Here is a 15,448-nt window from a genome sequence, read left to right as displayed (position 1 = left end):
TTGGAGCACAGCACGCCGTCTCGAGATCAACACACGCAGGCCACGGTCATCCTGGTGCACGGCCTGTGGACGCCAGCCGCCGTGTTCAGTCTGCATAGCCATTGGCTACAGCGCCACGGTTACCGCACGCGACGCTTCGGCTACCCCAGCGTGCGCGCGACACTGGCGCAGAACGCGCAGGCGCTCAAGACCTTTATCGCGGCGACGAGCGCCAGCGAGATCCACCTCGTCGGCCACAGCATGGGCGGCCTGATCATCCTCGACCTCCTGGCGCAGGCGCCCGACCCGCGCCTGCGCCGGGCGGTCTTGCTCGGCACGCCCAGCCTCGACAGTCACTGCGCGCGGCGGCTGGCCAGGGTCGCCGGAATGCCGACGCTGCTTGGCCGCTCGATCATGGAATGGTTGTCGCGGCCGACGACGACAAGAGTCTTGCCGCCGTCGGCGGTCCCGGTCGGCATACTTGCCGGCACGCGCAGCGTCGGCCTGGGGCGCATCGTCCCCAGCCTGCCACAGCCCAATGATGGCGTCGTCAGCGTGGCGGAAACACGCCTGCCCGGTGCGGCCGACTTCATCACCCTGCCGGTCGCGCATTCGGAGATGCTCGCCTCACGCGCCTGTGCGGCACAGATCGTGTCTTTTCTGGAGACGGGTCGCTTTCGGCATGCTCAACAGGCTACGTAGAAACGCACACTGGCTGCCGCTGCTACCACTGCTGGCAGCCTTGCTGGTGGGCTGCGGCAACGCCGGCTACTACGCGCAGGCGGTCGGCGGACACCTGGCCGTGATGCGTGCCAGCACACCGATCGACGCGCTGTTGCACGACCCGGCCGACGACCCACGCCTGAAAAACCAGTTGCAGGAGGCGCAAGCGATACGCGACTTCGCCAGCCGCGAACTGGCACTGCCCGAGAACCACAGCTATCGCAGCTACGCCGACCTCGGTCGCCCTTACGTGGTATGGAACGTATTCGCCGCGCCCGAACTGTCGCTGCAGGCCAAGACCTGGTGCCTGTGGATGGTCGGCTGCGTCAGCTACCGCGGCTACTACGAGCAGCGCGAAGCGGAAGAGCTCGCCGTCGAGCTGCGCGAGCAAGGTTACGACACCTATGTCGCCGGCGTCCCCGCCTACTCCACGCTCGGCTATTTCGACGACCCGCTGCTCAACACTTTCCTGCGCTTCGGCACGCCGGAAGTGGCACGCATCATCTTTCACGAACTGGCCCACCAGCAGCTCTTCGTGAAGGACGACTCACTGTTCAACGAGTCCTTCGCCACCGCCGTGGAAAATGAAGGCATGCGCCGCTGGCTGGCGGCAAACGCCGCACCCGAGCAGCGCGCCGTTTTCGAGACGCAGCGGGCACGCAAGGCGGCCTTTGCGGCGTTGATGCAGGCGTATCGCGAAAGATTTCGCGCGCTGTATGACGCTGACGGTGCTGACAGCACTCGTCCGACCGTCGAGCAGCGCGCGGCCAAGGCGGCGCTGTTCCACGACCTGCGGCGCGACTACGCCGAACTGAAAGCCGGCTGGGGCGGCTATGCCGGCTATGACCGGTTCTTTGCCGACGACCTGAACAACGCCAAACTGGTATCGCTCGCCCTCTACAACGAACTGGTGCCGGCTTTCGAGGCCCTGCTCGCGCAGCAGGATTACGATCTGCCGCAGTTCTACCAACGCGTCGCCAGCCTGGCAGCGCTCGACAAGGCGGCGCGGCATGAGGCGCTGATGCAGCTCCTGCCGGCAGCCAATGAAGCCAGGCAGGCACAAGGCCGCGTAACGGTCATCGTTCCCGCCACAACAGGCATCAGCAGAGGCAAGAGCGCTGCGCAGTGAATAGAGCATTGATCCGCGGCAGTCCTTGGCGCGACCTCCCTGTCCACCGTTACACGCAACAGGCGAGCCTTTCGGAGTGGAGCGACCGAGGCAGAGGCTTCCCGATAGCCAGACAGGGTGCTATCCTCTTAAGCGGATAGATGCTTATACACGGATGAGAGCCAATGGCCAACGAAGACACTACGCGGCTAACCGTTACCTTCTCGCGAGAAACGGACCTCGCCTTGCGGGCTTTTCTCGGGGCTCAGGGAATGCGCAAGGGCGACCTTTCCAAGTTCATCGAGGACGCCGTGCGCTGGCGAATGTTCGACCAGGCGGTTCAAGGCATGAAAGCTCGCAACGCTGATATCGACCCTGACGACCTGCAAGCAGCGATTGACGAGGCCTGCGCCACAGTACGCGAAGAAATGTGGCCGACCCCAGTGAAGGATTCGTAGTTGGAATGCGCTTGATTCTCGACACCAACATACTTATCGCAGCACTGATCACGCGCGGTACGCCACCCGATCAGCTGTATAAGGCATGGCGGGACGGCCAGTTCACCCTAATTACCTCAGAGCTGCAAATCGAAGAAATCCGCCGCGTCACGCGTCGCGACGGAATCCGATTCCGAATTCACCCTGCAGAGGCAGGCCGCTTGGTCAACGATCTCCGCCGCTTGGCAGCGACCATCGAGAACCTGCCGACCATAGACATTTCACCAGACCCCTACGACAATTTTCTGTTGGCGATGGCCCAGGCAGGACAAGTCGACGTTCTGGTCTCCGGTGACAAGCGCGACCTGCTCGCCCTCTCACGCCATCAGCGGACGCACATGCCAGCGGCCTAGGTCTTCAGCCGATACCCGGTCTTGAAGATCCACGCCACGATGGCCAGAAACACCGCCAGGAACAGTAGCGTCATGGCCAGGCTGATGCCGACACTGACGTCGGCGACGTCATAGAAACTCCAGCGGAAACCGCTCACCAGATAGACCACCGGGTTGAACAGGGTGATCGTCTGCCAGATCGGCGGCAGCATGTTGATCGAGTAGAAGCTGCCGCCGAGGAAGGTCAGCGGCGTGATGATCAGCAGCGGCACCAGTTGCAGTTTCTCGAAATTGTCGGCCCAGATGCCGATGATGAAACCGAACAGACTGAAGGTCACCGCCGTCAGCACCAGAAAAAGGATCATCCAGACCGGATGCGCGACCTGGAGCGGAACGAACAGCCCTGCCGTCGCCAGGATGATCAGGCCGAGAATGATCGACTTGCTCGCCGCGGCGCCCGACATAGGCTGGCTGCGATTTCGAGATACGAAACCGGTGCCGACAGCAGCTCGTAGATCGTGCCGGTGAATTTCGGGAAATAGATGCCGAACGAAGCGTTGGAAACGCTCTGCGTCAGCAGCGACAACATGATCAGCCCCGGCACGATGAAAGCGCCATAGCTGATGCCGTCGATCTCGTCGATGCGCGAGCCGATCGCCGCGCCGAAGACGACAAAGTACAGGGAAGTCGAAATCACCGGCGAGACGACGCTCTGCAGCAGCGTGCGGCGGGTACGCGCCATCTCGAAGCAGGTAAATCGCGCGCATGGCGTGCAGTTCATTGCTCTCCTTCACCAGGCTGACGAAAATATCTTCCAGCGAACTTTGCGTGGTGTGCAGGTCCTTGAAGGCGATGGCCGCGTCGTTGAGATCCTTGAGCAGCGCGACGATGCCGGTGCGCTCGCCTTGTGCGTCGTAGGTGTAGATCAGCTCGCTGCCATCGCTCGACAGTTCCAGCTGGTAGGCGGCCAGCGCGGGCGGGATGCTCCAGCGGGGTCTGCAGCTGCAGCGTCATCTGCTTCTTGCCCAGCTTGCGCATCAGCTCCGCCTTGTCGTCGACCAGAATGATCTCGCCCTTGCTGATCACCCCGATGCGGTCGGCCATTTCTTCGGCCTCGTCGATGTAATGGGTGGTCAGGATGATGGTCACCCCGGTGGCCTGCAGCGAGCGCACCAGTTGCCACATGTCGCGCCGCAGGTTGACGTCCACGCCCGCCGTCGGTTCGTCGAGAAAGAGAATCTGCGGCTCGTGCGACAGCGCCTTGGCGATCAGCAGGCGACGCTTCATGCCGCCCGACAGGGTGATGATCTTGTTGTCTTTCTTGTCCCACAGCGAGAGATCGCGCAGCACTTTTTCGATGTAGTCGGGATTCGCCGGCTTGCCGAACAGGCCGCGGCTGAACGACACCGTCGCCCACACCGATTCGAAGGCATCGGTGGTCAGTTCCTGCGGCACCAGGCCGATCATGGCACGGGCGGCACGGTAGTCGGCGACGATGTCGTGGCCATCCACGCGAACGCTGCCCTCGCTGGCATTGACGATCCCGCAGATGATGCTGATCAGCGTCGTTTTCCCGGCGCCATTGGGGCCCAGCAAGGCGAAGATTTCGCCACGGCGAATATCCAGATTGATGCCCTTGAGCGCCTGGAAGCGTGACTCGTAGGTCTTGGAAAGTTCGGATACGGAGATGATTGTCTGCATCCGTGCGACGATAACAGATCGCGGCGATTCATCCAAAAACGCAGCAGGACCTTCGTCCCCCTCGTCACGTCATATGTCTCTCGCGCCCGCGAAGATCGAGGCTCCGATAGAATGCGATCGCTGCAATCTGTTTATCAATCGGATGTTCATGATGGGGCGACATCAGTCGTCCCCACACCTGCGCACAGCCTTCATCAAAACTCAATATCCTGTCCGCGTAATCCGGGACGAGAAGATCGAACCAGCTCTCGAGCCTCTTTGCTTGGGGCAGGTCGCCACGCTGCCGTATGTTCTCCAGGTCCCGCCGAATCTCGCCGATTGTCTGCACCGCGACGTAGAGTTCTGTGGCGTCGGATGCCTGAAAGAAGTTCTGCACGCCACGGTTGGCCCTCTTTCCCGTGCGCGCCTCGCTAATCACATTGGTATCGACGAGGTACACGCGTCATGCAGCCGACCCTTGAAAGCTTGTACCGCTGGGTGGAGCGCTCCTGGCCGTACCTCTCGGGACGGTCACGGCTTCCCCGCTTTCTGCGCTGTCCCTCATCCGTCCGCCCCACGCGGCAACTGCTCGCCCCGTCCACCGCCACCGCCGCGCCCCTCGCGCGGCTGCCCACCCGCCTCGCGCGAGCGTTCAGGGCGCGACTGACGCCCATCGGGCGACGGCGGCGGCGACTTGGCATCGCCGGAGGGTGCCACTGAGCGCTGTGGCATCGCCGCGGGCCGCGCATCGACTGACGCTTCTGGCTTCTGTTGCCGAGCGAACGCCTCGCCGCGACGCGCAACATCATCGGCGCGACGCGGCTCGACACGGCTAGCAGACCTTTCCAGGCCGGGCGCTTGCGGTGGCCGTGACGCTTGCACTTGCGGTTGCGGTTGCGGTTGCGGTTGCACTTGCACTTGCACTTGCGGTTGCGGTTGCGGTTGCGGTTGCACTGGAGCCTGCGCTGGAGCCTGCGCTGGTGCCGACCGTGGCGCTTGCACCGGGGCAGGCGCGGCTACAGTGGGCCGCTCGGGAAATCTCGGAAGCGTCGGCGATAGCGGTGGCGCCGCTACAGGCGGAGCGGGCGGCTTGGCGTGTTCTTCAGGTCTTCCCGAAGCGGCGCCGCTTACCGAGCGCTCTACAGCCGTGACCGGTCGCTCCGCGCTCTGCGGTCGGCGACCAGCAGTTGCCGCTGGCAAGCGATCAGGGCGTTCCGCTGGAGCAGCTGTGCTCGCCGCGCCCAGAGATGAGGGCGGCATCGACACGGCTGGTGGCGCCAGCGGTACTGCCGGTGACCCGCGATCGATTGGCGAGGCTACGCCAGGCAATGGGCTCAGCCGCGGCGGCTCGCCACGCCCAGCCAAAGGCTCACTGAGCGGAACGCGACCAGATTCCCGCTCAGGCCGCGCCCGCTCCGACGCCTGCCCTGCATCGGGCCGCTGCCCGGCAGCAGGCAGTGACGAAGGCGATCCGGCCGCCGGCAGTGCTCCCAGCTGCCGTGGTGGCGCACCTGCAGGCACTGCTGCGGCTGCAGGTGCCGTTGCGGTTGCAGGTGCTATTGCGGGCGCGGCTGCCGTTGCTGGCGCGTGCTGCGGCTGACCGATCGCCACGTCGTTCGGCCTGGCCGCCGGACGCTGCTGTGGCTGCGGCTGTGGCTGTGGCTGTGGCTGTGGCTGCGGCTGCGGCTGTGCCTGTCTGGGAAGGCCGCCCGTTGACGGCTCCCTCCTTTCCGCAACCGGCCCGCGCTCACGGCCATCCTGCGCCATCGGTCGACGCCCTTCGCCGCCGCGCCCGGCTTCTACCGGCGGTACGGCAACCGGCGCCTGCACCTGCACCGACCGAGCGCCAAGTGACTTGCCGTCGCGCGGCAGCATCGCGGCGCGATCGATCGGCCGCTGCTGGGCGACGACATCGGCCGGCACCATGGTCACCGCGCGCGGCATTTGCCGATGCGCGTAGGGCATGCGTTCGACCGCCGCCTGCGGATTGCTGGTGATCGTCGTGATGTTGTTGATCTGGGTGACATGGCTGACGTTGACCGCACGGACATGTTTTGCGCTGGACCGGTAGGGCGGCACATAGACTTCACGTGGCGCGAGGGGAAACCAACCGACGGCGGGCCGCGCGCCGACCTGTACCGAGACACTGGCGCCCGGCGAGCCGACCCAGGCGACCAGCGCCGGTGCGTACACCGGTCGCGCCACACGCTTGCCGGGCACCCATCCCCAGGCACCTGCGTGGAACACCCAGCGGCCGTAGTGGAAAGGCGCAAAACCCCAGGGCTCGTCGCCGACCCAGGTCCAGCCCCAGGGGGCGACCCACATCCAGCGACCGTGCCGATAAGGCGCCCAATCGGCGGCAACCGCTTGCGGGAACCAGACCGCACCGTACTCCGGGCTGTCGTACCAGCGCCCGTGTGCGTCAAGGTCGGCTGCGCCGGTCATTTCAGGAGACACGTAGCGACCGTACGCGACACTGGCAGGCCCCTGCTCTCGCGCGGCACTCCACAGGACAAACGCGTCCTCCAAGGGCGCTGACACCTGGTAGCGGATCCCGCCATCGTCCCAGAGTTGCGCACGCTGGCCGGCGCGCAGATCGAGCGCGCCGTCGCTGGCTGCGAAGCGCAGGCTGCCGTCATGAACCGTGGCCACGGTGGCGGCAGGCTCGGTATCGAAACGGTAGCTGCCCGCCTCGGGAAAGCTGAAGCTGCCATCGCGACTGCTGAGCTCGAATTCGGCGGCCGCTTCCGGTGAGCGGAGGCGAATGATCACGCTACCTGCAAGCAAGCGCAGGCGAACGCGCTGATCATCGACCGTGACAAACTCCAGGATGCTGCTCGAATCAAACTGCACCGAGGTCGACCCGAGCTGCACTTCGCTGCGTGCACCAGCCGCGGTCGACAGGATATCGCCACTGGTAATCGGCCAGTTGAGCAGGGCATTGGTCGATTCGCCACTGTCCGCACGATGCAGGTGAACCGAGCCTGACAACCAGGCGATACGCCCGACGCGACCCGTCGGGTCGGCCGCAGCAGGCGCCGCCAATAGCAGCGCGACGAGCAGGAGAGGCATGAGGAGCGCACGGCGCAAGGCCGCACGGTGACACGAGGGGGCAAGCGACAAGAACATGGCTTCGGTCTCGAAAAGCGCTGCGTGGACAACCGCGGATGGGCACGGATGGGAGCTTAACGCGCGAGCAGGTGCTTGGTCGGACACGCGCAACAGTTTGTTACACGATTCCTGGCGACTGCTCGCGTGGCGGCATTCTCGTCCGCACGCGCGCCGACCGTTCTGCCGTCGCTTCGGCGCCGGCCAAATTGCAGTGGAGCGGCGTAGTTTCCACCGCGTCGCCGCGCGCGCCTTACGGAGGCACGAGCGAGCGTTGCGCGCATCGCCACAGAAATATAGACTAGACGGATGTACAAACATGAGAGCTCACCCATGACTACCTCCGCGACCGCCAAGATCTTCAAGAATGGCAACTCCCAGGCCGTACGGCTTCCGAAGTCTTTCCAGTTCGATGTGGACGAGGTCGAGATCCTCCGCCGCGGCGACGAGGTCATCCTGCGCAAGCCACGTCAGAACCTGTCCGAGGCTTTCGATCTGCTGGCCACCATGCCGGACGACTTCTTCGCCGAAGGCCGCGACGACGCGCCGCCGCAGGATCGGGAGCCCCTGGCATGAGCGCCCGTTATCTGCTGGATACGGACATCTGTATTTACACGGCTAAAGCCCGGCCGCCGGAAGTGGCCCAACGCTTGCGCAACCTGACCCCCGGCTCGGTGGCCATGTCGGTCGTGACCTTGGGCGAGTTGGTGTTCGGGGCCGAGCGCAGTCAGGCCAGTGCGCAGGCCATTGGGAATCTGGCGCGGCTGGTCGAGCTGATACCGGTCCTCGGCCTGCCCGAATCGGCGGGCCGTCACTATGGACGCATACGCGCCGCCCTGACCGCAGCAGGGACACCCATCGGCAACAACGACCTGTGGATCGCCGCCCATGCCGCGGCCGACGCCCTGATCCTGGTCAGCAACAACAGTCGCGAGTTCGAGCGCGTGCAGGGGCTTCAGGTCGAGAACTGGGTCCGTGAGCTGTGAGCAGGAAACCGTGATCCGTCCCCGGTTTCACGATCTTCCCCGGTTTCACTCCCCGACCTGATTAGAGAACAGCCAAAAAAATGCAATTCAAAAATAATATCAATGCTCTGCGGGCGGTTGCGGTCCTGGCGGTAGTCTTGTTCCACTTCAAGATTGACGGTTTCAAGGGCGGATTTACAGGAGTCGATATATTCTTCGTTATCTCCGGGTTTCTGATGACTGGCATCATCTTCAGCGGCTTACAGGAAAACCGATTTTCACTGCTCGGTTTTTATGCATCCAGAGCAAACAGAATCATCCCGGCACTGTTCGTTTTGTGCATGGCACTGATGATCTTCGGATTCATCTACTTGCCCATTCAGGATTACCGAAGCCTGCTGAGAACTGTAAAAAGCAGCATGTTGTTCAGTTCCAATTTCCTGTTCGCCAGCGAAGGGAGCTACTTTGACGCCCCCGTGCATGAGAATTGGCTGCTGCACACATGGTCCCTTTCGCTGGAATGGCAATTCTACATTCTTTACCCCGTCCTGCTGATGGCTATATTCAGAGTCCTCGGAGAAAAAAAGGTCAGAGCCACGCTGGTGCTGCTGGCGATAGCCTCGCTGGCAGCCTCTATATATTTCACAAAGACACATTCGGTCTTTTGCTTCTATATGCTTCCCACACGCGCATGGGAGTTGATTGCCGGCGGGCTGGGATACCTCTTCCCCCTGAGAACAACAAGACGCGCAGGATATGCACTCGAATTTTTGGGTATGGCCGTGATCATGGCCAGCTTGTTTTTTCTTTCCGAGCAAAACCATTGGCCCGGTTATCTGGCAACGCTCCCTGTTCTTGGCGCTCTCCTTTTTATCTACGGAAACACCAACTCCGTTTTCAGCCGCAATCGCTTCCTGCAGTTCGTTGGCAAGATTTCATATTCTACATACCTCTGGCACTGGCCGATCGTCGTCCTCCTTTACTTCTGTGGGCTGCTCGAAAATTGGGCATACGTAGCCCCAGCAGTTCTTCTCACTTTCGCCTTGGGAGCGCTTTCTTTCCACCTCGTGGAGAAGCGCAGGAAGAAACCTCGGGAGACCGCAAAAGTTGTCTTGCGGTACGCGGCTCTGACTGCCGCTACCGTATCAACGGCGGCAATCACTGCAGCAGTAGCCAAAGATCATCCCGGCATCCGGTTTGCTTCCCTTGAGCAGGGTCAGCCCGAATACACCAGCAAACTCTATACGCAAGACTGTTTTCCGAACGAGTTTGGCGCAGCTGATTGCAAGCTCGATTCCGGCGAGATCTCTGTCATTCTGTTCGGCGATAGTCACGCACAGTCTACGGCAGCTGCCGTCCAGCTGGAAAACCGGAATGCCGCATTAGGCTGGGCTCTTGCCGGCTGCCCAACCCTGAAAAACTTTGCAATGGACGATAAAAAGCAGGAAAAGAAATGCCACAGCTTCATCAAGGAAAAACTGGATATATTGAAAAATAAATACTCTGGAGCACCAGTCATTCTATTTAGTCGTTCAGGAATCTATTTGGACCCCAGCAGGGAGAATCGCTTTCGCGTCTACTTCAATGGAAAAACCAATGAAAATGGACAGTCATTGGAAAGCGAGTTCTCAAAAGAGTACGTCAACACAGTTTGTGAAATATCTGAAAACCATCCGGTCTACATCGTCAGACCCATTCCGGAAATGCCTTTTAGCACATACAAGGGCCTAAGCCTGAAAGCGAGACTGTTTCAAAGCAGTTCAGATATATCCAGCCCTCTGGAACGCCATGAAAAACGCACCAGGGTCGCCAATCTTGCCATTGATGCCGCGGCCGCAAAATGTAAGGCACAGATCATTGATCCGATACCCTACCTCTGTCCAAACGGTCAATGCATGGGCTCAAAAAACGGCGAATCCCTGTATTACGATGACAACCATTTGGTTGATCATGGTAACGTGCAGCTAAGAGGTTTGTTTAAAGGGATTCTTCGCCCCTTGTAAATCGGAAGTCTGGCACTGCTCAAAAAACCCCACCGTCAGTCCGCCAACAAGCCGCTCGCACGCAGCACCTGCCTTTGCGCCGCTTCTTCCAGGAGCTTCACCGTTCCCGGCATGGCCACGGTCAGGAAAGCGCGAGCGCGGGTGATGCCGGTGTACAGCAACTCACGGGTCAGGATCGGACTCAGCGTTTCGGGCAGGAGCAGCGCGGCGTGGGTGAATTCCGAGCCCTGCGCTTTGTGAACGGTGAGCGCGTACGCTGTTTCCACGGCCTGCAGGCGGCTCGGCAGGACCCATTTGATGCCCTGGCTGGCGTCGCCGGCAGGAAAGGCGACGCGCAGAATCCACTCATCATCGCTCGCGCCGGGCAGCGCCAGGGTGATGCCGATGTCGCCGTTCATCAGTCCCAGGCCGTAGTCGTTGTGCGTGATCAGCACCGGGCGACCAGGGTACCAGCCGTCGCTGGCCGGAATCAGACCGGCCTCGTGTAATACGCGCGCGATACGCTGGTTGAGCCCGGCGACGCCCCAGGGCCCGCGCCGCAGCGCGCACAGCACCTGGAACTGGCCGTGTGCGCGCAACACTGCACGCGCCCAGTCGTCAAACGCTTCCTGGCTGGCGGCGGGCGCGGGCTGCTGCTCGCGCAGGGTTTCGAGGTAGTGGCGATAGCCATTGCGCTGCGGCGGCGAGGCCACGGCGGTTGGGTCGCGGTCAGCGTCGACGGTGCTTGCTGTTGCTGCCCTCGCCGGGCCGCCATCGACGATCAAGGCGCTGAAGCCAGCCTCGTCGTCATCGTCGCCGCCGCCAAGCGGCAACAGGGCGAGATCGGCATGGGCCTGCTGCCAGAGCCGGCCGACCCTGACGGTATCGCCGGCATTGACCGCCTCGGCCAGTTGCCCGATGCCGCTGCGCGCAGAAAAGCGGTGGCTGTGGCGCAGCATCACCACCGCCTGATCGAGGACACTGCCCGCAACATCAAGCAGCTCCGGCGCCACGCGCTCGCCGCTCGCCTGCTCCAGCCAGTCGCAGGTGGCCGGCGTGTAGTGGCCGTCGCGAGCACGCTGGCACAGCTCGCCAAGCACCGCTCCGGCCTCGACCGAGGCCAGTTGGTCCTTGTCGCCGAGCAGGATCAAGCGCGCCGAAGGCGGCAGGGCGGCGAGTACGGCGGCCATCATTTCCAGGTCGACCATCGACGCTTCGTCGATCACCAGCACGTCGAGCGCCAGCGGATTGCCGGCATGGTGGCGAAAGCGGCGGCTATCGGGCCGGCTGCCGAGCAGGCGATGCAGGGTGCTCACGGTCACCGGGATCGTCGCACGCACCGCTTCGCCGTGCGGCAACGCGGCCAGCGGCAGGCGGGCAACGGCGTTGGCGATCGACTCGTTGAGGCGGGCCGCAGCCTTGCCGGTCGGCGCCGCCAGGCGGATGCGCAAGGGTCGCGGCGGCTGCTCGGGTGATTGCGTGCCCAGTGCCGGTTTCAGGGCCACCGCCTGCAGCAGCGCCAGCAAGCTGACCACGGTCGTCGTCTTTCCGGTACCCGGGCCACCGGTGATAATGCTGAAGCCACTGCGCGCGGCGAGCGCGCAGGCGATCTTCTGCCAGTCAGTGGCGCCACCCGCAGCCGCAGCCGGCGCAAAGAGCAGGTCGAGCGTCTGGCGCAGCGCGGCAATCGGCAGCGCTGCCTGCAAACTGCTCGACATTGCCAGGCGGCGCTCGAGCGCGCCGCGCACGTCCTGCTCGTACTGCCAGTAGCGGCGCAGGTAGAGGCGCCCGCCGACACGCAGCAGCGGCGTATTGCCGGCGCCGGCACCGACCAGCAGCGGCTGCGCAAGCGCCTGCTGCCACTGGCTGAGGCTCAAGCCGGCGAGGACTTCGGCGGGCAGCGGTGGCGGCTCGAGTGCCTCGGCCGGGCTGCTTCCTGCGCTGTCCCCTTCGGGTGGCAGCGACAAGGCGAATGCCGGCGCTTTCAGCGTCGCCTCGAGATCGAGGCAGGCATGGCCACGCCCAAGCTGATGGCTGGCCAGGGCAGCGGCGAGGATCAGGAACGGCGGCGCGTCGGGAACTTCGCGCCACAGAAAATCGGCAAAGGCGGTATCGAGCGGGCGCAGCCATTGCCGCGCTGCCCAGCTCGCCAACAGCGCCTGCATTGGCTCGCGGGCGTCGAAGCTGCGGGCATTCATGGCCGCTCTCCGGCCATTCTTGTCCTCGCGCCACGACGCCTGAACAGCGCATCGAGCGCTTCGATCAATGCCCGCGGCGGTCGCTCGACGTGCAAACCCTGACTGGGCGCGTACACCCCGCGCAGGAAGATGTAGACCGCCCCGCCGACGTGGCGGTCGTAGTCGTAATCGGGCAGGCGCGACTTGAGCAGGCGATGCAGGGCGAGCAGGTAGAGGACGTACTGCAACTCGTAGCGCGCGTGCAGAATCGCGGCGCGCATCGCCACCGGCGTGTAAGCGGCATCGTCGGGCCCCAGCCAGTTCGACTTGTAGTCGGCAACGTAGTAGCGGCCCTGATGTTCGAAAACGAGGTCCATGAAGCCCTTGAGCATGCCGTTCAACTGCGCCGGCAGCAATGCCGGGCGTGCCGCGCCAGCGAGCGTGTGCGCGCAGACCAGCGCGTCGATGCGGGTGGTGGGAACGCTGTGCACGGCCAGCCAGAACTCCATCTCGGCCATGGCCGCATTCAGTTCGGACAGGCGGATCGAGGTTTCCGGCGCACCAGGCATGGCGTTCAGCCGCAGCGGCGTGTTCAGGAAGTACTGTAACCAGGCCGTCAGCGGCTCGATCCAGTGCACCCAGCCGCGGGCCTGGCAGCGGCGCGCGATCATGTCGCGCTGCAGCGCCTGATCGCCGGCGCCCGTAGCGAAGCCCTGCCTGGCCACTGCTTCAAGCAGATCGTGCAGAAAAGTGCCCGCCTCGGCGCCGCGCGGGAAGCCGTGCAGCGAGCCGAGGCCGCTGGCGACGGCCAGCGCAGGAAGCGCTGTCCGGGCGCCAGACAGCGGCGACAGCCCGGATTCCGGCATGCCAGCCTGCGTCGCCAAAGCCAGCAGAGGCAGCTGTGCCAGCTGTGCCACCATGGCCTCCTGAAAAACCGCTTCGCTGGCTGTCTCGGCCGCGGGCGCGGCCGCAGCTGGCGCAGCGCCGCTCTCGCCCTCGGTTTTCAGCGCCGAATAACTGGCGATCCACCAGTGCTCACCCGCGACGCGCTGCGACTGCCTTGCCGCACCCACAAACGGGGTCACTCCGTTCAGCTCGAAGCGTTCATTGCCGGGCTCCGGCGCCGGTTCGACGAGGATATCCGGACAGCCATCGCCCCAGTCCTGCAGCGCCTGCGGCAAGGCGCTGGCGGCGATCGCCTGCCCGCCGCCGAGGAGATAGGCCAGGGCGCTGCGCTCCAGCTCCTTCAAAGGCGCGACCCCGACCCAGGTCGCGTAACGGGCGCGCGTCAGCGCGACATAGAGCTTGCGCAGATCTTCGCCAAGGCGCTCGCCGTCGGCGCGCTCGACGATGTCCGCATCAGCGGCCAGCGAGAGGCGCAGGCAGCCGTCTTCGTCGTGCCATTTCAGCGGCAGATCGCTGCCTTTGGTGAGCCGATAGTTGCAGGCAAAGGGCAGGAAAACCAGTGGATACTCCAGTCCCTTGGACTTGTGCACAGTCACCACCTGCACCAGGTCGGCATCGCTTTCCAGGCGCAGCTGCCGGGCATCGCCGCCAGCGCTCGCGGCGTCCTGCTGTTGCTCGGCCAGATAGCGGATCAGCGCGTGCTCGCCGTCGAGCAGCGTGCTCGCCTGTTGCAGCAATTCCGCGAGATGCAGCACATTGGTCAGGGTGCGCTCGCCGTTGTTGGCGTTGATGGCCTTATTGGCCTCGCTCGATCCTCGCGAGCCGTCATCGCTCGCCCTGCCCTGGCCAAGCAGCCGCGCTGGCAGATGGAAATCGTTGAGCAGCCGGCGCAGCATCGGCAGCACGCCCTGGCGACGCCAGCAGTCGCGGTAGGCGCGAAACTGCAGGACACGCGCCTCCCAGGCGAGCTCGTCATGGTTCAGGCAATCGAGTTCCTGCCAGCTCAGGTCGAGCGTCGCCGTGGCCAGCGCGGCACGTAAGAGACGCACATCGTCGGGCTCGGCGCAGGCGGCGAGCCAGTGCAGCAACTCGACCGCTTCGGCGCTCTCGAAAACCGAATCCTGGTCCGACAGATAGACGCTGCGCACGCCACGCTGCGCCAGCGCGCCACGCATGGCATCGGCTTCGCCGCGGTTGTTGACCAACACCGCCATGTCCGCCGGGCGCAGCCATTTCGCCCCCAGTTCGCAGACAAAACCCGCCCGCCCGGCCTGGCCGAGATTGAGCAGGGTCACCATCTCGCTGGCGCAGGCGGCCGCCATTTGCTCGAGATAGTCGGTCTTGCTCAAGGGCTTGCCGTCCGCCTTCGCTGGCAAGCACCAGGCGATCAGCGCCGGCAGCGGCTGGCCGGCCAGCTGCCATTCCTCCTGGCGGCCGTTGGCCTCGGCGGCGACGAAAGGCACCGGATTGTCGTCGTCGCGGCGGAACAGGAAAGCCCCGCTTCCCGCCGCGCCTGCTTCAGCGACCGCAAAGCAGTGATTGGTCGCCGCAAGCAGGGCCCCGGTCGAGCGGAAGTTCTTCTGCAGCGTGTGCAGCCGGTCGGCACAGGCGCGTCGGGCGGCCAGATAGGTGTGGATGTCGGCACCGCGGAAGGCATAGATCGCCTGCTTGGGGTCGCCGATGAGGACCAGCACGGTGTCCGGAGCGTTCTGCGCGACGCGATAGACGGCGTCGAAAATACGGTACTGCACCGGGTCGGTGTCCTGGAACTCGTCGATCAACGCGGCCGGGAACTGGCGACGGATGATCTCCGCGAGGCGCGCCGCATTGGCACCGTGCAAAGCGGCGTCGAGGCGGGTCAGGAGGTCGTTGAAACCCATCTGCGCGCGCCGCGCCTGCTCGACCGAAAAACGTTCGGCGACCCAACGCGCAGCATGGCAGAGCAGCTCTTCGCGCGCACTGGGGAGTGCCGAGAGCTCGGCAGCGAGCAC

General features: G+C 64.0%; 11 protein-coding genes and 2 pseudogenes. 7 read left to right on the top strand and 6 right to left on the bottom strand.

Annotated features, from left to right (window positions below; translation table 11 throughout):
- The 4 genes from V5B40_RS21150 (at window position 1) to V5B40_RS21135 (ending at window position 2,660) form a co-directional block, all read left to right on the top strand.
- Window positions 1-681 (top strand): alpha/beta fold hydrolase, encoded by a 681-nt coding sequence (locus V5B40_RS21150; protein WP_332356414.1) that lies wholly within the window; start codon window positions 1-3, stop codon window positions 679-681.
- Window positions 662-1,831 (top strand): aminopeptidase, encoded by a 1,170-nt coding sequence (locus tag V5B40_RS21145; protein WP_332356413.1) that lies wholly within the window; start codon window positions 662-664, stop codon window positions 1,829-1,831. The genes V5B40_RS21150 and V5B40_RS21145 overlap by 20 nt, the downstream gene beginning before the upstream one ends.
- A gap of 164 nt (window positions 1,832-1,995) precedes the next feature.
- Complete coding sequence (locus V5B40_RS21140; protein WP_169065687.1) at window positions 1,996-2,268, top strand: ribbon-helix-helix domain-containing protein; 273 nt, start codon at window positions 1,996-1,998, stop codon at window positions 2,266-2,268.
- 5 nt (window positions 2,269-2,273) lie between these two features.
- Window positions 2,274-2,660 (top strand): putative toxin-antitoxin system toxin component, PIN family, encoded by a 387-nt coding sequence (locus V5B40_RS21135; protein ID WP_332356412.1) that lies wholly within the window; start codon window positions 2,274-2,276, stop codon window positions 2,658-2,660.
- Here V5B40_RS21135 and V5B40_RS21130 read toward each other — a convergent pair.
- From V5B40_RS21130 to V5B40_RS21115, 4 genes and pseudogenes are all read right to left on the bottom strand, one after another.
- A pseudogene (locus V5B40_RS21130) lies at window positions 2,657-3,406 on the bottom strand (ABC transporter permease). The gene V5B40_RS21135 and the pseudogene V5B40_RS21130 sit on opposite strands and share 4 nt — an antisense overlap.
- A 21-nt stretch (window positions 3,407-3,427) precedes the next feature.
- A pseudogene (locus V5B40_RS21125) lies at window positions 3,428-4,340 on the bottom strand (ABC transporter ATP-binding protein); the annotation flags it as partial.
- A 64-nt stretch (window positions 4,341-4,404) separates the two neighbouring features.
- A complete protein-coding gene (locus V5B40_RS21120) occupies window positions 4,405-4,779 on the bottom strand; it encodes a PIN domain-containing protein (protein ID WP_332356411.1) in 375 nt (124 codons plus the stop codon).
- Window positions 4,780-4,880: 101 nt separating this feature from the next.
- Window positions 4,881-7,448, bottom strand: coding sequence for a DUF6600 domain-containing protein (locus tag V5B40_RS21115; protein WP_332356410.1), 2,568 nt, complete (start codon window positions 7,446-7,448; stop codon window positions 4,881-4,883).
- A 312-nt stretch (window positions 7,449-7,760) separates the two neighbouring features.
- Here V5B40_RS21115 and V5B40_RS21110 point away from each other — a divergent pair, with 312 nt between their 5' ends.
- The 3 genes from V5B40_RS21110 to V5B40_RS21100 all read left to right on the top strand — a co-directional run bounded on the left by V5B40_RS21110 (window position 7,761) and on the right by V5B40_RS21100 (window position 10,395).
- A complete protein-coding gene (locus V5B40_RS21110; RefSeq protein WP_332356409.1) occupies window positions 7,761-8,003 on the top strand; it encodes an antitoxin in 243 nt (80 codons plus the stop codon).
- Entirely contained in the window at window positions 8,000-8,413 is a 414-nt protein-coding gene (locus V5B40_RS21105) for a type II toxin-antitoxin system VapC family toxin (protein WP_332356408.1), read from the top strand. Before V5B40_RS21110 ends, V5B40_RS21105 begins: the two co-directional genes overlap by 4 nt.
- Window positions 8,414-8,493: 80 nt before the next feature.
- A complete protein-coding gene (locus tag V5B40_RS21100) occupies window positions 8,494-10,395 on the top strand; it encodes an acyltransferase family protein (RefSeq protein WP_332356406.1) in 1,902 nt (633 codons plus the stop codon).
- Between the two features lie 35 nt (window positions 10,396-10,430).
- On the opposite strand, the gene recD is transcribed toward V5B40_RS21100, so the two are convergent.
- Window positions 10,431-12,572, bottom strand: coding sequence for an exodeoxyribonuclease V subunit alpha (gene recD, locus V5B40_RS21095; RefSeq protein WP_332356404.1), 2,142 nt, complete (start codon window positions 12,570-12,572; stop codon window positions 10,431-10,433).
- On the bottom strand, window positions 12,569-15,448 hold a 2,880-nt coding region (gene recB / locus V5B40_RS21090; protein ID WP_332356402.1), incomplete at its 5' end, for an exodeoxyribonuclease V subunit beta. The genes recD and recB, both read right to left, overlap by 4 nt.

Source organism: Candidatus Accumulibacter meliphilus (assembly GCF_036625345.1).
Lineage (GTDB): Bacteria > Pseudomonadota > Gammaproteobacteria > Burkholderiales > Rhodocyclaceae > Accumulibacter > Accumulibacter meliphilus.
Note: the sequence above shows the minus strand (reverse complement) of the source record. Positions and strands in the feature narration are given on the sequence as shown.